Source organism: Streptomyces sp. NPDC056734 (assembly GCF_042790455.1).
Classification (GTDB): Bacteria; Actinomycetota; Actinomycetes; order Streptomycetales; family Streptomycetaceae; genus Streptomyces.
In genome coordinates this window covers 1-17,412 of record NZ_JBHTZD010000024.1, presented here as the reverse complement: position 1 = coordinate 17,412, position 17,412 = coordinate 1, and the positions used below count along the sequence as shown (strand labels likewise).

Genomic DNA, 17,412 nt, shown 5'->3' with positions numbered 1-17,412 from the left:
TACCTCGATGTCCGCGCACAGCCACCCGGCGGCCCAGCACGACCCGGCCGCCACCGCAGTGTTTGACCCGGCCCGTCAGCCCGAGTTCCCGCGCCACATCGTGACCGCGGTGCTCGTCTCGCACGACGGCGCCCGCTGGCTGCCCGACGCGCTCGCCGGGCTGCTCGGCCAGGAGCGCCCCGTGCAGTCCGTCATGGCCGCCGACACCGGCAGCGCCGACGACTCCGCACGGCTGGTCACCGAGACCCTCGGCCCCGACCGGGTGCTCCACCTCGCCCGCCGCACCGGCTTCGGCCAGGCCGTCGAGGAGGCCCACCGCACCGCCCCCGTCCTCACCCCCGAGGAACTGCCCTACCTGAAGCGGCCCAGCGGCTGGGACCCGGTCACCCGCTCCTGGCGCGACGACGCCTACGACCTGCCCGAGCTGCCGCACGGCGAGCCCGTCCAGTGGCTGTGGCTGCTGCACGACGACTGCGCCCCCGAACCCGACGCCCTCGCCCAGCTCCTGCGCGTCGTGGACGACGAGATGGAGCTGGGCCGCGACGACGTGGCCGTCGTGGGCCCCAAACTGCGCGGCTGGTACGACCGCCGCCAGCTCCTCGAAGTCGGCGTCACCATCGCCCACTCCGGCCGCCGCTGGACCGGCCTGGACCGCCGCGAACAGGACCAGGGCCAGCACGACCACGTGCGTACGGTCCTGTCGGTGTCCACCGCCGGCATGCTCGTCCGCCGCGACGTCTACGAACAGCTCGGCGGCTTCGACCGCCGCCTGCCCCTGATGCGCGACGACGTCGACCTGTGCTGGCGCGCGCACACCGCGGGCCACCGCGTCCTGATCGCCCCCGAGGCGGTCGTACGACACGCCGAGGCCGCCTCCCGCGAGCGCCGCGCCGTCGACTGCGTGGGCCGCACCGCCGCCTCCCCGCACAAGGTCGACAAGGCCGGCGCCGTCTACACCCTGCTCGTCAACTCCCGTACGGCGGTGCTGCCCTGGATCCTGCTGCGCCTGGTCCTCGGCACACTCCTGCGCACCCTCGCCTACCTCGTCGGCAAGGTCCCCGGACAGGCCGTCGACGAGATCCGCGGCCTGCTGGGCACCCTGCTGCGCCCCGAGCGGATCATCGCCGCGCGGCGCACCCGCGGCCGCCCCCGGATCGACAAGACCGAACTGCGCGGCCTCTTCCCGCCCCCCGGCGCCACCCTCCGCGCCACCGTCGAGCAGGCCGCGGGCAGCCTCTCCGGCGACGCCGAGACCGAGACCACGGGCGGCGCAGGACGGCACGGCGGCGCGGTCGAGTCGGGCCCCGGCGACGACGACGCCGACTTCCTGGAGATCGAGCAGTTCGCCCGGCTCAAGCGGCTCGCCCGCAACCCCGGCCCGATGCTCTTCCTGGTGCTGCTGCTCGCCTCGCTGATCGCCTGCCGCCAGTTGCTGGGCGGCGGCTCCCTCGTGGGCGGCGCCCTGCTGCCCGCCCCCGCCGACTCCGGCGAGCTGTGGGCGCGCTATCTCGACGCCTGGCACCCGGTCGGCGCGGGCGGCACCGCCGCCGCCCCGCCCTACCTCGCGCTCGTCGCCGCGCTCGGCACCCTCCTGTTCGGCTCCACCTCGCTCGCCGTCACCGCGCTGCTGGTCTGCTCGGTGCCCCTGGCCGGCGTCACCGCCTACTTCGTCTCCCGCCCGCTGGTCCAATCCAGGCTCCTGCGCGCCTGGGCGGCCGTCGTCTACGCCTTCCTGCCCGCCACCACCGGCGCCCTCGCCGGCGGCCGGATCGGCACCGCCGTACTCGCCGTCCTGCTCCCGCTGCTCGCCCGCGCGGCCGTCTCCGCCGCCGGCCTCGCGGGCGCCCGCGGCAGCTGGCGCGCCACCTGGGCGTACGCGCTGGTGCTGACCCTCACCATGGCGTTCACGCCGATCGTGTGGCCCCTCGCGCTGATCCTCGGCGTCGCCCTGCTCGCCGTGCGCCGCACCGAACTCACCGCCTACGCGCCCCGCTTCCTCGCCCAGCTCGGCACCCCGCTCCTGGTCCTCGCCCCCTGGTCGCTGTCCTTGCTGCCGTTCGGCTTCTTCACCGAAGCCGGCCTTGAGTACGGCAGCTCCGCCGCGAGCGCGCTCGACCTGCTCGCCGCCGGACCGGGCGGCTCCGGGACGGTCGGCGGGCCGATGCTCATCGGCATCGTGCTGGCCGCCCTCGCCGCCCTGCTGCGCTCCGAGCGCCGCTCCGGCATCCTCGCCGCCTGGGCCGTCGCCCTGGTCGGCCTGTTCTTCGCGGCCCTGTCCAACGCCTCCGCCTGGGCCGGCCCCGCCACCCTCGTCTACGGCCTCGCCCTGCTCGCCGCTGCCCTGCTCGGCGCCGACGGCGCCCGCTCGCGCGTCGCCGAACAGAGCTTCGGCTGGCGCCAGCCCGTCGCCGTGCTGATCGCCTTCGCCTCCGCCGCGGGCCCGCTGCTGCTCGCCGCCGGATGGATGATCCGCGGCGCCGACGGCCCCCTGGAGCGCCGCGACCCCGTCCAGGTGCCCGCGTTCGTCGCCGAGGAGAGCGGCAGCACCGACCAGGCCCGTACCCTCGTCCTGGGCAGCGAGACCACCGCACACGTGAGCTACTCCCTGGTCCGCGGCTCCGGCGCCCGCCTGGGCGACGCCGAACTCGCCGCCGCCGACGGGGACAACGCGCGACTGGACAAGGTCGTCGCCAACCTCGTCGCCGGTTCCGGCGCCGACCAGGCCGAGCAGCTCGGCGGCTTCGCCGTCCGCTACGTCCTGGTCCACCCCGGCGCCCCGCGCGAGGTCAGCCGCGTCCTGGACGCCACCCCGGGCCTGAGCCGCCTCAGCCAGCAGGACGACGGCAGCGCCCTGTGGCAGGTCGACCAGCAGGTCTCCCGCGCGGCGATCGTCCCCGCCGACGGCGGCGAGACCCTGGCCGTGGCCTCCGGCCCCGTCGAGATCCACACCGACGTCCCCGAGGGCGCCGACGGCCGCGTCCTGCGCCTCGCCGACACCGCCGCCGAGGGCTGGACCGCGACCCTGGACGGCGAGCCGCTCACCCCCACCACCGTCGACGGCTGGGCCCAGGGCTTCGAACTCCCCGCCACCGGGGGCCGCCTGGACGTCACCTATGACGCCCCCCTGACCCACACCGCCTGGCTGTGGGCCCAGGGCGCGCTCGCCCTCGTGCTGGTCGTGCTCGCCCTGCCCGGCCGCCGCCGCGACATCGACGACGACCTGCCCGACACCGAGGAGCCCGCGATCCCCGCACAGGCCGTCGAGGGCGAGGGCCGCCGCGCCCGCCGCCTGCGCGACCGCGCCGAGGAGCAGGCCCCCGCCGAGCCGCCCGTACCCGCCCCGGAGCAGTTCCCGGCCCCGGAACCGGCCCCGGTCGCCGCCGTCCCGCAGCAGCAGGCGTACGACGCCCAGTGGGCCCAGTCCGGCCACCAGGGCAACCAGTACGGCGGCTACGGCGGCGACCAGTACCAGAGCGCGCCCCCGCAGCAGTACCCGGCGGGCGGCTACGGCCAGGACCACCCGGCCCAGGACCCCTACCAGGGCGGCCAGTACGACCCGTACGGCTATGGCGGCCAGCCCCAGCAGCAGCCGTACGACCCGACCGCCCACCCCCAGGGCTACGACCCCTCGTACGACCCCGCCCGGCAGCACGACCCGCACGGCCGCGGCACCGACGGGAGCCAGCAGTGAAGCGCACCACCGTGTCCCTGATCGCCGGCGTGGCCGCGCTCGCCGCGCTCACCGGCTTCGCGTCCGTCTCCGTACCGGACGCCTCCGCCGCGGACCCGGCCGGGTCCGCGGCCACCCTGCCCGTCGAGCGCACCAGCCTGGTCTGCCCGGCGCCCAGCACCTCCGACCTGGCCGAGACGACGTACTCGGCCTTCACCCCGGTCACCGAGGGCACCGACGACGGCGGCCAGGCCGACCTGCTGCCCGCCACCGGAACACCGGACGAGGGGGAGAAGGCGGAGGAGTCCGCGCTCCCGCAGAAGGAGCCCGGCACACCCGTCACCGCCGATGAGTCGGGCGCCGACGCGCCCGCGCTGGCGGGCATCGCCGAGGGCCGCTTCGCGCCCGGCTGGACCGTGCAGCAGACCACCGAGGTCACCGCGGGCACCGGACGCGGCCTCCAGGGCCTCAGCTGCGTCACGCCGGACACCGACTTCTGGTTCCCCGGCGCCAGCACCGCCACCGACCGCACCGACTACGTCCATCTGACCAACGCCGAGGACTCCGCGGCCGTCGTGGACATCGAGCTGTACGGCACGGACGGCGCGCTGGAGTCCGAGGTCGGCTCCGACATCACCGTCAAGCCGCACGCCAGTGAGCCGATCCTGCTGTCCACGCTCACCGACGCCGAGGAGGACGACCTCACCGTGCGCGTCAACGTCCGCAGCGGACGGGTCGGCGCGGCCGTGCAGGCACTGGACGACAAGCTGGGCGGCGACTGGCTGACGGCGTCCGCCGACCCGGCGGACACCCTGGTCCTGCCGGGCATCCCCCAGGACGCCACCGACGTCCGCCTGATCGCCTACTCGCCCGGCGACACCGACGCCGACCTGACCCTTCGCCTGGCCGGCCCGAACGGCCTGATCACCCCGGTCGGCCATGAGACGCTGCACGTCAAGGCGGGTATGACCACCGCGGTCGACCTCGCCGACGTCACCAAGGGCGAGCCCGGCTCCCTGGTCCTCTCCCCGAGCGGCGGCTCCGTACCGGTCGTCGCGGCCCTGCGGGTCATCCGCGGCGAGGGCGACGACCAGGAGACGTCGTTCATCCCGGCGGCCCGCGCGGTGGACACCCGGGCGACGGCCGTCGGCAACACCGAGAAGGGCACGACCCTCGCCCTGACCGCCCCCACGACCACCACCGAGGTCGAGGTCACGGCGTCGGCGGGCACGGAGGGGGGCGAGCCCGTGTCGAAGTCGTACACGATCAAGGCGGGCACGACCCAGAGCGTCGAACTCCCGCTCCCCGAGGGGCTGAAGGGCACCTACGCCCTGACCGTCGAGCCCACGTCCGGCGGCCCCCTCTACGCCTCCAGAACCCTGGAAGCGGCCCAGGACGACGTCCCGGCGTTCACGACGCAGGTCCTGCCGGACGACCGGGGCAGGGTCGCCGTGCCGGAGGCGGAGCAGGACCTGTCGGTGCTACAGGAGTAGCCGCGGGAGCAGGCACAGCAGGAGCCACCGGAGCAGGGGCCGCCTTCGCGGGCGCCGAGAAGGCGGGCCCCGGCACCACGAGCCTCAGTCTTCCCCGTACCGGGGATCGACCGTCTCCGGAGTGAGGCCCAGCAGCTCGGCGACCTGCTCCACCACCACCTCGTGGACCAGCGCCGCCCGCTCCTCACGCGCCTTGGTACGGATCTCCACCGGCCGCCGGTAGATCACCACGCGCGCGGGCTGCCCGTCCCGGGCCGGCACGGTCCGCCCCAGGGGCACGGCCTCGTCGTTCCAGCGCCCGTCGTCGTCCAGCCGTGGCACCTCGAGCACCAGGAAATCGATGTCGGCGAGCTGCGGCCAGCGCCGCTCCAGCCGCTCGACGGAGTCCTGCACCAGATCGGCGAAGGCGTCGGCGCGGCTCGCCGCCAGCGGCACCTGCGGCGGCGCGATCGGCCCTCGCATGCCCCGCCCATGACGATCACGACGGCGGGGCCCGGGGCCGGCGGCAGAGGGCGGTACGGGGTTGTCCATCACTGGTGAAGGGTAGTCCCCGCGCACCCCGCCCGCCGGACCTCCGCGCGGCCCGGACCCCCACGGCTCAGCCCCGTACCCGCCCCCGACCTGCGCCCCGACCCCCGCACGGCCCGCCGCCACCCGCCCGGCCGCCGGGTCAACCTGCGTGAGCGACCCGTACGGCATGTCGTCGGATGACCATTCCGGCCAAGGTTCAGCTCGATTCCGTATCTCTCCCGGACCGCCGATCACGAGGCAAATGACGGTGTTTGTACCAGGCCCTGACCGCACCCGATCCCACCGCCTCCCACCCCCGCGCATGTCCACGCAGGTCAGCGGGGTATGACTGAGGTGGCCCGGGGGACGTTTCGCAACACGACACGGTGGAGTGACCTGGTGGAGAGTCGTCGCGGCCCGCTCAAGAGTGCGGTACCGTCCAACGTCGTGAGCCCTGTACGTCGCTGTTCGCGCACCGCTTGCGGCCGTCCTGCCGTAGCGACGCTGACGTACGTCTATGCCGATTCGACCGCGGTCCTCGGCCCGCTCGCGACCTACGCCGAACCCCACTGCTACGACCTGTGTGCCGAGCATTCCGAGCGCCTGACCGCCCCGCGCGGCTGGGAGGTCGTCCGGCTGCTGGACGGCTCCGCCCCGGCCCGTCCCAGCGGCGACGACCTGGAGGCGCTCGCCAACGCCGTGCGCGAGGCGGCCCGTCCGCAGGAGCGCGCCGCGCGGACGGCCGGCGGTTCACGCGGAGCCGACCCGATGGAGGTCGCCCGCCGCGGCCATCTACGGGTCCTGCGCTCACCGGACAACTGACCCCGCCTTCCCGCCCGTTCCCCCGCCCGCCGACGCGCACGCGCGCGTGGCGGTTACGGGAACGGCCCGCGACCGTACGCGAGTTGCTGTTCGCGATCCTGACCGGCATCTCCGTGCGGGGCGCTCATCTATGTCATGAACCCGTCCGGACAGGCGACGCCCCTCGGGCAGTTCACGGCGATGGCGAAGGCGCGCGTCGGAGCCCCGGTCGGCCGCTCACTTTCGGCGGCCTCCGGGTCCGCGAGGCGCGCTGTCGGCGGGGGCAGGTAGCTTTGGGTGACCGAGTAGGACTTCAGGAGGGTTGGCCGTGACTGCTGATCTGTCGCAGATCGTCAAGGCGTACGACGTACGCGGAGTGGTCCCGGACCAGTGGGACGAGACGCTGGCCGAACTGTTCGGGGCCGCCTTCGCCCGGGTGACGGACGCGGAAGCGATCGTGATCGGGCACGACATGCGGCCTTCGTCCCCCGGCCTGTCACGCGCCTTCGCGCGCGGCGCGGCGGCCCTCGGGGTCGACGTCACCGAGATCGGCCTGTGCTCCACGGACCAGCTGTACTACGCCTCGGGCGCGCTGGACCTGCCGGGCGCGATGTTCACGGCCTCGCACAACCCCGCCCAGTACAACGGCATCAAGATGTGCCGCGCGGGCGCCGCCCCCGTCGGCCAGGACACCGGCCTCGCGGAGATCCGCGCACTGGTCGAGGGCTGGACCGAGACAGGCGCCCCCGAGGCCGCGCCCACGGCGGGAACGATCACCCGGCGGGACACGTTGAAGGACTACGCGGCGTACCTCCGCTCCCTGGTCGACCTGACCGCCATCCGCCCCCTGAAGGTCGTGGTCGACGCGGGCAACGGCATGGGCGGTCACACCGTCCCGACGGTCTTCGAGGGCCTGCCCCTGACCCTGGTGCCGATGTACTTCGAGCTGGACGGCACCTTCCCCAACCACGAGGCCAACCCCCTCGACCCGGCGAACATCGTGGACCTCCAGGAGCGGGTGCGCGCCGAGGACGCCGACCTGGGCATCGCCTTCGACGGCGACGCCGACCGCTGCTTCGTCGTCGACGAGAGCGGCGACCCGGTCTCGCCGTCCGCGGTCACCGCCCTGGTCGCGGCGCGCGAACTGGCCAGGCACGGCGGCACGGGCACGGTCATCCACAACCTGATCACGTCCTGGACGGTCCCCGAGGTCGTGAAGGAGAACGGCGGCACACCCGTGCGCACGCGCGTCGGCCACTCCTTCATCAAGGCCGAGATGGCGAAGTCCGGCGCGATCTTCGGCGGCGAGCACTCCGCCCACTACTACTTCAAGGACTTCTGGAACGCGGATACGGGCATGCTGGCCGCGCTCCACGTCCTCGCCGCCCTCGGCGGCCAGGACGGTCCGCTGTCCGCGCTGGTCGCCCAGTACGACCGCTATGCCGGATCCGGCGAGATCAACTCCACCGTCGACGACCAGCAGGGCCGCCTCGCCGCGATCCGCTCCGCGTACGAGGGCCGCGAGGGCGTCACCCTCGACGACCTGGACGGCCTCACCATCTCCAGCGCCGACTGGTGGTTCAACGTCCGCCCCTCCAACACGGAACCCCTCCTGCGCCTCAACGCGGAAGCGAGGGACAAGGCGACAATGACAACGATCCGCGACGAGGCCCTGTCCATCATCAGAGACTGAAGGCCGCCGACCGCCGGGGGCGCGGGGCATCCGCCACAGCCGCGGCAGTCGTGTCGCCGGGTCGCGGGGTCGCGGGGTGCGCGGCACCTCCTCCGCCCTAGCTGCGGGCAGTCGTGCCGCTGGGGCGGCACGGGTGGGCGCAGCGGCACCCCGCAAGCGCGGGCGAGCGAATCCCACCCCCGCCCAGCCCTCACGCCGCGCACCCGAACCCCGGCTCACCTCACCCCCCCCGCATGCCCCGCCAACCCGACGGCAGTCAACCCCACCCCCCACCCACCCCACGGCGGTACCCTGACCAGGCATCACGTGCCACCGGCCGAACCTCACCCCGAAGGAACGACATGCCCCTCGAAGCCGGCCTCCTGGAGATCCTCGCCTGCCCCGCCTGCCACGCCCCCCTCAAGGAGCAGGACCCCGAGCTGATCTGCACGTCCCAGGACTGCGGTCTCGCCTACCCGGTCCGCGACGGCATCCCCGTCCTCCTCGTGGACGAGGCCCGCCGCCCGGCGTAACCAACCCCCAAGGCCATCGGACCCCGGCGATCGGAGACCGCCCGCATGCTCGACGAGTCGCTGCTAGACACCCCCGAGGCCCTCGCGCAATCCGACCCCCGCGGCCTCCTGCGCGGCGCCGCCGAGGCCGGCGCCCGAGTCCGCACCGCGGCCCGGTACGCCGCCGAGGCGGGCGTCACCCTGCTCAAGCCCGACGGCCGCCCCCGCGCCGTCCTGATCGCCGGCCCCGGCGCCGCCGCGCTCTGCGCCGCCGACCTCCTCGGCACCCTCGCCGGCCCCGGCAGCCCCGTCATCCGCCTGACCCCCACCGGCGTCGCCCCCGTCGCCGGCGCCCTGCGCTGGGAGCTGCCCGGCTGGAGCGGCAATCTCGACCTGCTCCTCATCGCCACCCCCGACGGCACCGAACCCGGCCTCGCCCTCCTCATCGACCAGGCCTACCGCCGCGGCTGCACGGTCGTCGCCGTGGCCCCCGCCCGCACCCCCCTCGCCGAGTCGGTCGCCGCCGTGCACGGCCTGTTCGTCCCGATGGCGACGGCCCCGTACGAACAGGACGAGCCCGAGGAACTCGCCGCGTCCGCCCCCGGCGTGCTGTGGGCCCTGCTCACCCCGCTCCTGGCCCTCCTGGACCGCATCGGCCTGCTCTCCGCACCCCCCGACGCCCTGGAGAGGGTCGCCGGCCGGCTCGACCACATCGCCGAGCGCTGCGGCCCCGCCATCGTCACCTACAGCAACCCGGCCAAGACCCTCGCCGCCGAACTCGCCGACTCGCTCCCGGTGATCTGGACCGAGGGCACCTCCGCGGGCCCGGCCGGCCGCCGCTTCGCGGGCGCGCTCGCCGAACTCTCCGGCCGCCCCGCCCTCGTCGCCGAACTCCCCGAGGCGCTCGCCGCGCACAGCGCCCTGCTGGCCGGCCGGCTCGCCGCCGGCGCCGACCCCGACGACTTCTTCCGCGACCGCGTGGACGAGCCTCCCGCGCTGCACGCGCGCGTGGTGCTCCTCAGGGACCGCCCGACCGGCGGTCTCACCGCCGCCCCCGCCGCCCGTGAACTGGCCCTCAGCCACGACACGCCGATCAGCGAGCTGGAGCCCGAGCCCGGCGGCGAACTGGAGACCCTCGCCGAACTGATCGCCATGACGGATTTCGCCGCCGTTTACCTGGCCCTCGCCTCGGGGGCATCAGCTGGACCGGCACAGCACTGACCCCCGCACCACCCACACCCCACCATCCACACCTCACCACCCACCCACAGCCCCAGTCAGAACCGCAGAGAGAACCGATGGACCGCCTCGACAACACCGTCCGCCCCTACGCCTGGGGTTCCACCACCGCCATCCCGCACCTGCTCGGCACCGAGCCGACCGGTGAGCCGCAGGCGGAGATGTGGATGGGCGCCCACCCCGGCGCCCCCTCACGCACCGAGCGCGGCACGCTGGCCGAGGTGATCGACGCCGCCCCCGAGCGGGAGCTGGGCGCCGCCGCCGTCGCGAAGTTCGGCCCCCGACTGCCCTTCCTCCTCAAGCTGCTCGCCGCCGGCGCCCCCCTCTCCCTCCAGGTCCACCCCGACCCCGCGCAGGCCGAGGAGGGCTACGCGGACGAGGAACGCCGCGGCGTCCCGATCGACGCCCCGTACCGCAACTACAAGGACGCCAGCCACAAGCCCGAACTCATCTGCGCGCTCACCGAGCTTGACGGCCTGTGCGGCTTCCGCGACCCGAAGGAGGCCGCCGCCCTGCTCGACGGCCTCGGCGTCGCCTCCCTCAAGCCCTACGCCGACACCCTGCGCGCCCACCCCGGGGACGCGGCCCTGCGCGAGGTCCTCACCGCCGTACTGACCGCCGACCGCGACGACATGGCCCGTACGGTCACCGAGACCGCCGCCGCCTGCGACCGCATAGGCGGCGACTACGCCCCCTACGCCGACATCGCCCACCACTACCCCGGCGACCCCGGCGTACTCGCCGCGATGCTGCTCCACCACGTCCGCCTCCAGCCCGGCGAGGCCCTCTACCTCGGCGCCGGCATCCCGCACGCGTATCTGAGCGGCCTCGGCGTCGAGATCATGGCCAACTCCGACAACGTGCTGCGCTGCGGCCTCACCCCCAAGCACGTCGACGTCCCCGAACTCCTGCGCATCGTCCGCTTCGAGCCGACCGACCCCGGCGTACTGCGCCCGGAGGCCGACGCGGACGGCGAGGAGGTCTACACGACCCCCATCGACGAGTTCCGCCTCTCCCGCTACGTCCTGCCCGAGGGCGGCGCCGCCCACGACCTCACCCGCGCCACCCCACAGATCCTGCTCTGCACCGCGGGCACGGTCCGCGCGGGCGACGAGGAACTGACACCCGGCGGTTCCGTCTTCGTCCCGGCGGGCGAGCAGACCGAAGTGTCCGGCTCGGGCACGTTGTTCCGGGCGACGGTCGTGGCCTGAGCACACCCGAGTGAGGGAAGTGGCCGACCGGGGCCCCAACGCCGTGGCGGACTGCAACAATGGCGCCCCGGCGGCGCACCGGCACCGCCCGGGACGACGGCGTACGTACGAAGGGACCACGCGGACCACATGAGCGCGTCAGGCGGCACCAAGGCGATCGTGGCGGCACTGGTCGCCAACCTCTCGATCGCGGTAGCGAAGTTCGTGGCGTTCGTCTTCAGCGGCTCGTCCTCGATGCTCGCCGAATCGGTGCACTCCCTCGCCGACTCCGGCAACCAGGGTCTGCTCCTGCTCGGCGGTAAACGCGCCCAGCGCGAGGCGACCCCGCAACACCCCTTCGGCTACGGCCGCGAGCGCTACATCTACGCCTTCCTCGTCTCGATCGTCCTCTTCTCCGTCGGCGGCATGTTCGCCATCTACGAGGGCTACGAGAAGATCCAGCACCCGCACGCGATCGAGAACTGGTACTGGCCGGTCGGCGTCCTCGTCTTCGCGATCATCGCCGAGACCTTCTCCTTCCGTACGGCGATCAAGGAGTCCAACGCCCTGCGCGGCCAGCAGTCCTGGACGGAGTTCGTCCGTCACGCCAAGGCACCCGAACTGCCGGTCGTGCTGCTGGAGGACCTCGGCGCGCTCGTGGGCCTGTTCCTCGCCCTCGGCGGCGTCGGCATCGCCCTGCTGACCGGCGACGGCATCTGGGACGGCATCGGCACCCTCTGCATCGGCGTCCTGCTCATCCTGATCGCCATCGTCCTCGCCGCCGAGACCAAGTCCCTGCTGCTCGGCGAGGCCGCCGGCCTGAACGAGGTCAAGAAGATCGAGGCCGCGATCGTCGACGGCGACACCGTCACCCGCATCATCCACATGCGCACGCTCCACCTCGGCCCCGAGGAACTCCTGGTCGCCGCCAAGATCGCCGTCCAGCACGACGACACCGCCACCGAGATCGCCGACGCCATCGACGCCGCCGAGGCCCGCATCCGCGAGGCCGTCCCGATCGCGCGCGTCATCTACCTCGAACCCGACGTCTACAGCGAGACCGAGGCCACCAAGGGCCCCGACCCCGAGGCGGCCCCGGGCGGCCCGACCCACAACGGCACCGACCACTGACGCCCGCCCCCTCACCCCTCCCGCCACCGCGCGGTGGCGACCAGCACCTCGACGGCCGTGACCCACCCGGTTCCGGCCAACATCCCGGCCATCCGCCGGATCACACACACTCTCCTCGTCCCGGGCCCCACCCTCGCCATCGAGCCGCCTTTTCGCGCCCCGGGAGGTGAGGATCCCCACCGGAACGGTGCGAACTCTTCGCGGGCGGACTGGGGACGGCCGGGCCGTCCGGTGTAGCTTGGGACGGAGCCAGACGTCGCTGCTGATGGCGGTCGGGCGGTCCGTTCGCGGACCGGCCGAGGGAGAGAGGGCCTCCGACGGACTGCGCTGCGCGCCACGCGGGCACGACTGTGCCCTGTGCCCTGTGTCCTTCCCGGGCACCCCTGTGTCCGCCGCCGCGCAGACCAGCCGTACCCACCTCGAACCCGATCCCGAGGAGCAGCCCGCAATGACGACTGTCGACAACCGACAGGACTTCAAGGTCGCCGACCTCTCCCTGGCCGTCTTCGGCCGCAAGGAGATCACCCTCGCCGAGCACGAGATGCCCGGCCTGATGGCGATCCGCAAGGAGTACGCCGCGGCGCAGCCGCTGGCAGGCGCCCGCATCACCGGCTCGCTGCACATGACCGTGCAGACCGCGGTCCTGATCGAGACCCTCGCCGCCCTGGGCGCGCAGGTCCGCTGGGCCTCCTGCAACATCTTCTCCACGCAGGACCACGCCGCCGCCGCGATCGCCGTGGGCCCCGACGGTACCCCCGACAACCCCCAGGGCATCCCCGTCTTCGCCTGGAAGGGCGAGACCCTCGAAGAGTACTGGTGGTGCACGGAGCAGGCGCTGACCTGGCCGAACACCCCCACCGGCGGCCCGAACATGATCCTGGACGACGGCGGCGACGCCACTCTCCTCGTCCACAACGGCGTCGAGTACGAGAAGGACGGCAAGGTCCCCTCGCCCGACACCGCCGAGTCCGACGAGCACCGCGTCATCCTGGAGCTGCTGACCCGCACCGTGGGCGAGAGCCCCCAGAAGTGGACCCAGCTCGCCTCCGAGATCCGCGGTGTCACCGAGGAGACCACGACCGGCGTCCACCGCCTGTACGAGATGCACCGCGACGGCACCCTCCTGTTCCCGGCGATCAACGTCAACGACGCCGTCACCAAGTCGAAGTTCGACAACAAGTACGGCTGCCGCCACTCCCTGATCGACGGCATCAACCGCGCCACCGACGTCCTGATCGGCGGCAAGACCGCGGTCGTGTGTGGCTACGGCGACGTGGGCAAGGGCTGTGCGGAGTCCCTGCGCGGACAGGGCGCCCGCGTGATCGTCACCGAGATCGACCCGATCTGCGCGCTCCAGGCGGCGATGGACGGCTATCAGGTCGCCACCCTGGAAGACGTCGTCGAGACGGCCGACATCTTCATCACCACGACCGGCAACAAGGACATCATCATGGCCGCGGACATGGCCAAGATGAAGCACCAGGCGATCGTCGGCAACATCGGCCACTTCGACAACGAGATCGACATGGCCGGCCTCGCGAAGATCCCGGGCATCGTCAAGGACGAGGTCAAGCCGCAGGTCCACACCTGGAAGTTCCCCGAGGGCAAGGTCCTCATCGTGCTGTCCGAGGGCCGCCTGCTGAACCTGGGCAACGCCACCGGTCACCCGTCGTTCGTGATGTCCAACTCCTTCGCGGACCAGACCCTGGCCCAGATCGAGCTGTTCACCAAGCCCGACGAGTACCCGACCGGCGTGTACACGCTGCCCAAGCACCTCGACGAGAAGGTCGCCCGCCTCCACCTGGACGCCCTGGGCGTGCGCCTCACCACGCTCCGCCCGGAGCAGGCCGACTACATCGGCGTGAAGGTCGAGGGCCCGTACAAGTCGGACCACTACCGCTACTGAGCCCGGCGCTCCGCAGCAACCTCCAGGACAGGCCCCCGCACCCCCGTGTCGGGGGCCTGTCCCTTTGGCCGGTCCGGCCGATCCGGTTCGCCCGGTCGGCCCGTCCTCACACCCCAGGACCCCCATGCCCCGCGGCCGTTATTCGCTCCTCGATCCGCACGATCAGACCCCCTTCGCACAAGAACACTTCCACTGCGCCCCCGGCCCCTCCGGCTGGCGCTACGTCTCCCAGCTGACCGCCCCCTCGGGCGACCACCTGGGCTCCGTCGACCTCACCCTCGACGCCCTCGGCCGTCCCCTCCGCCTCGAACTGCACGCCGCGAGCTGGCAGGTGCGCGGCGCCGCCCTCGACGGCGTCACCTGGGTCCGTACGGACCCCACCGGCACCCATGCCACCGAAGGCAATGTGCGCGCCCACGCCTTCACCGGCACGTCCCCCGCGTTCCTCATCGCCACCGCCCGTCTCCTGCGCCTCACCCCTTCCTCCTCCGCGGCCGCGACCCGTGTCCGCCTGGTCGACTTCACGCATCCGGTCCTCGCCCCCCGCACCGTGGACCAGTCCTGGGCCTTGCTGAAAAGAGAAGCACACGCCACTGACAACGCCCCCCTGAGCGTGGACGAATACCAGGTCACAGCCCTGGACACCGGCGAACAACACACCGTGCACATCGCCGGGGACGTGGTGCTCGCGGCACCCGGGATCGAGCTGGAGGACCTGGAGTCACCGCCGTCGACGTTCGACGGAGAAACGGGATCCGGGTGACAGGCGGCCCCCGGCGCCCTACGCCGGGGGCGCGAACCCGGTGGACGGCTGTTCGGCGGGCGAGGCGTCCCCCTGACCGGGCACCGACGGAGATCCAGGCGTAGGCGCGTACCCAGTCACCCCAGGCACCGGCACCCCAGGCACCGGCACCCCAGGCACGGGCACCCCGGGTACCGGCATCCCCGATACCGGCACCCCCGGCCGCCCTCCGGCCTGAATTCCTCCCGCCGCCGCCCCACTCGCCGAGGCCCGCCGCATCTCCCGGACCTGCCGCTCCTGAAGCACCGCCGCCAGATACGCGGCCGGCTGCACACCCTGCGGCGCCGGAGCCCCCGTACGCTCCGCCACATCCGCGGCCAGACGCAGGGCCATGCTCCAACCGACCTGCGGATCCAACTGCTGCATCCGCGTCAGGTACTGCCGTATCGCGAGCCACAGACTGTCCGGCACCGCCGACAGATCCAGCGTGGCGAACCGCCCCGCCAGCCAGGGCGGAGGCGGCGGCACGAACCCGGCCGGCGCGGCGGGCACCCGCTCCCGCACCACCAGCGTCCCCGCGAACACATCCCCGAGCCGCCGCCCGCGCGCGGACACCAGCGAGGCGATGCACGCGATGACGCCCAACGTCATCAGGATCTCGATCATCCCGATCCCGCCGCGCACCAGCGCGTGCCGGAACCGGATCGGCCCACCGTCGTCCCGTACCACCCGCAGCCCGACGGCCATCTTCCCCAGCGACCGCCCATGGGTCAGCGTCTCCACGGCGATCGGCCCGCCCACCAGCACCAGCAGGAAGGACGCGATCGACAGCGCCATCTGCGCGGCCTCGTCCAGGGAGGCGGAGGCGATCGTGAGCGCCACGGTCACCAGGAGATACGCGGTGAAGGCCACGACGAGATCGAGCAGCACGGCCAACACCCTGCTCGGCAGCTTCGCCGGGCGCAGCTCCAACGCCACCGCCTCCCCGGTCACCAGCTCACTCACACCCGTCGTCCTTCCCCTGGTCCGCATCTACCACGATCAGTCTGCCAAGCTGAGAACGCGGAGCGCCGCAGTACGACAAGCTGACATCCACCAGGATCCGTCAGGATCCTCAGAAGAACAGCCGAGGAGCAGGCAAACCGATGGACCTCGACGTCTTCGTCACCGCCCATCGAGCGGAATGGGACCGCCTCGACACCCTGCTCCGTCGCCGCCGCCTCACCGGCGCCGAGGCCGACGAACTCGTCGCCCTGTACCAGCGCACCGCCACCCATCTCTCCCTGATCCAGTCCAGCGCCCCCGACCCCCAGCTGACCGGCCGCCTCAGCCAACTCGTGGCACGCGCGCGTAGCGCCGTCACCGGCACCCGACGCGCCTCATGGCGCGATGTCACCGACTTCCTCACGTACGGCTTCCCGGCCGCCGTCTACCGATCACGCCACTGGTGGGTCCCCACCGCCCTGCTCTCCACCCTGGTCGCCGCTCTCCTCGGCTGGTGGATCGGCACCCATCCCGAGGTCCAGGCATCCATAGCCGCCCCCGACGAACTTCGCGAACTGACCCGCCCGGGCGGCGAGTACGAGACGTACTACTCCAGCAATCCCGCCGCCTCCTTCGCCGCCCAGGTCTGGACGAACAACGCCCAGGCGGCGGCCCTCTGCCTGGTCCTGGGCGTCTTCCTGGGCCTGCCCGTCCTCTGGATCCTCTTCACGAACATGCTCAACCTGGGCGTCGGCTTCGGCCTGATGTCCTCGGCGGGCCGCCTCGATACGTTCCTCGGCCTGGTCCTGCCGCACGGACTGCTGGAACTCACCGCGGTCTTCGTCGCCGCAGGCACCGGCCTGCGCCTCGGCTGGACCGTCATCGACCCTGGCCCACGCACCCGGCGCACCGCCCTGGCGGAGGAGGGGCGCGCCGCCGTGGGCATGGCGATCGGCCTCGCCCTGGTCCTTTTCATCTCCGGAGCCATCGAGGGTTTCGTGACCCCGTCCGGCCTCCCGACCTGGTCCCGCATCACCATCGGCATCGCCGCCGAGTTGGCCTTCCTCGCGTACGTCTATGTCCTCGGCGGCCGTGCGGCCCGCGCCGGCGACACGGGCGACGTGGACGCCGCCGAACGCAGCGCGACCGTCCCGACAGCCGCCTGAGGCCACCCCGCAACCCGCGGAGACCGGCCTGATGTGCGGACAGGTCCGCTGAGCTGCTAGTGTCCTCTTCGCCCCGCAGGAGCTGTTGACACAGCGCCGGTGGGGAGGTAGATTCGAACAGTTGCCTGGAACTGGATGCAATCCGGTCGGCGACAATCAGAATCCACTCGCCTCTTCAAGTCGTCTCCTCAGTCTTTCGAGATTCGACTTCGATGTGGCGTCCCCCGATGGAATCGGAAATGGATGGCCGGTCGGACCGGCCGGAAACCTCTGATAAAGTCGGAACCGCCGGAAAGGGAATCGCGAAAGCGAGAACCTGGAAAGCGAATCCGAGGAAATCAGACCGGGAAAAGGTCTGATAGAGTCGGAGACACCGAAGGGAAGCCCGGAGGAAAG

General features: G+C 72.8%; 13 protein-coding genes. 11 read left to right on the top strand and 2 right to left on the bottom strand.

What is annotated here, in order from left to right; translation table 11 throughout:
* The first annotated feature begins 7 nt into the window (after positions 1 to 7).
* Together ACFRFC_RS30600 and ACFRFC_RS30595 are read left to right on the top strand one after the other, a co-directional pair.
* Positions 8 to 3,691 carry a glycosyltransferase family 2 protein gene (locus ACFRFC_RS30600; protein ID WP_382691856.1) on the top strand — a complete coding sequence of 1,228 codons (3,684 nt, stop codon included), beginning with the start codon at positions 8 to 10 and terminating at the stop codon, positions 3,689 to 3,691.
* A complete protein-coding gene (locus ACFRFC_RS30595; RefSeq protein ID WP_383112670.1) occupies positions 3,688 to 5,163 on the top strand; it encodes a DUF5719 family protein in 1,476 nt (491 codons plus the stop codon). The genes ACFRFC_RS30600 and ACFRFC_RS30595 overlap by 4 nt, the downstream gene beginning before the upstream one ends.
* A gap of 84 nt (positions 5,164 to 5,247) precedes the next feature.
* Here ACFRFC_RS30595 and ACFRFC_RS30590 read toward each other — a convergent pair whose 3' ends face one another.
* A complete protein-coding gene (locus ACFRFC_RS30590) occupies positions 5,248 to 5,694 on the bottom strand; it encodes a metallopeptidase family protein (protein WP_382691936.1) in 447 nt (148 codons plus the stop codon).
* 378 nt (positions 5,695 to 6,072) lie between these two features.
* Here ACFRFC_RS30590 and ACFRFC_RS30585 point away from each other — a divergent pair, with 378 nt between their 5' ends.
* The 8 genes from ACFRFC_RS30585 (at position 6,073) to ACFRFC_RS30550 (ending at position 14,887) form a co-directional block, all read left to right on the top strand.
* Positions 6,073 to 6,495 carry a DUF3499 domain-containing protein gene (locus ACFRFC_RS30585; protein WP_382691855.1) on the top strand — a complete coding sequence of 141 codons (423 nt, stop codon included), beginning with the start codon at positions 6,073 to 6,075 and terminating at the stop codon, positions 6,493 to 6,495.
* Between the two features lie 307 nt (positions 6,496 to 6,802).
* The gene (locus tag ACFRFC_RS30580; protein ID WP_382691854.1) at positions 6,803 to 8,167 is read left to right on the top strand and encodes a phosphomannomutase/phosphoglucomutase; all 1,365 of its coding nucleotides are present in this window, start codon (positions 6,803 to 6,805) and stop codon (positions 8,165 to 8,167) included.
* A gap of 341 nt (positions 8,168 to 8,508) precedes the next feature.
* Positions 8,509 to 8,679, top strand: coding sequence for a Trm112 family protein (locus ACFRFC_RS30575; protein WP_382691853.1), 171 nt, complete (start codon positions 8,509 to 8,511; stop codon positions 8,677 to 8,679).
* A 45-nt stretch (positions 8,680 to 8,724) separates the two neighbouring features.
* Positions 8,725 to 9,879, top strand: coding sequence for an SIS domain-containing protein (locus ACFRFC_RS30570; protein WP_382691852.1), 1,155 nt, complete (start codon positions 8,725 to 8,727; stop codon positions 9,877 to 9,879).
* Positions 9,880 to 9,956: 77 nt separating this feature from the next.
* Complete coding sequence (manA, locus tag ACFRFC_RS30565; RefSeq protein WP_382691851.1) at positions 9,957 to 11,108, top strand: mannose-6-phosphate isomerase, class I; 1,152 nt, start codon at positions 9,957 to 9,959, stop codon at positions 11,106 to 11,108.
* 129 nt (positions 11,109 to 11,237) lie between these two features.
* Positions 11,238 to 12,218, top strand: a complete 981-nt coding sequence (locus tag ACFRFC_RS30560; RefSeq protein WP_382691850.1) for a cation diffusion facilitator family transporter — start codon at positions 11,238 to 11,240, stop codon at positions 12,216 to 12,218.
* A gap of 448 nt (positions 12,219 to 12,666) precedes the next feature.
* Positions 12,667 to 14,124, top strand: a complete 1,458-nt coding sequence (ahcY, locus tag ACFRFC_RS30555; RefSeq protein ID WP_382691849.1) for an adenosylhomocysteinase — start codon at positions 12,667 to 12,669, stop codon at positions 14,122 to 14,124.
* Positions 14,125 to 14,248: 124 nt separating this feature from the next.
* Positions 14,249 to 14,887: a hypothetical protein gene (locus tag ACFRFC_RS30550; protein ID WP_382691848.1), complete on the top strand. Its 639-nt coding sequence runs from the start codon at positions 14,249 to 14,251 to the stop codon at positions 14,885 to 14,887.
* Between the two features lie 18 nt (positions 14,888 to 14,905).
* Here ACFRFC_RS30550 and ACFRFC_RS30545 read toward each other — a convergent pair whose 3' ends face one another.
* Positions 14,906 to 15,871 (bottom strand): RDD family protein, encoded by a 966-nt coding sequence (locus ACFRFC_RS30545; protein ID WP_382691847.1) that lies wholly within the window; start codon positions 15,869 to 15,871, stop codon positions 14,906 to 14,908.
* Positions 15,872 to 16,011: 140 nt separating this feature from the next.
* Between ACFRFC_RS30545 and ACFRFC_RS30540 the strand changes: the two genes are divergently transcribed.
* Positions 16,012 to 17,016, top strand: coding sequence for a stage II sporulation protein M (locus tag ACFRFC_RS30540; protein ID WP_382691846.1), 1,005 nt, complete (start codon positions 16,012 to 16,014; stop codon positions 17,014 to 17,016).
* The last annotated feature ends 396 nt before the right edge of the window (positions 17,017 to 17,412 follow it).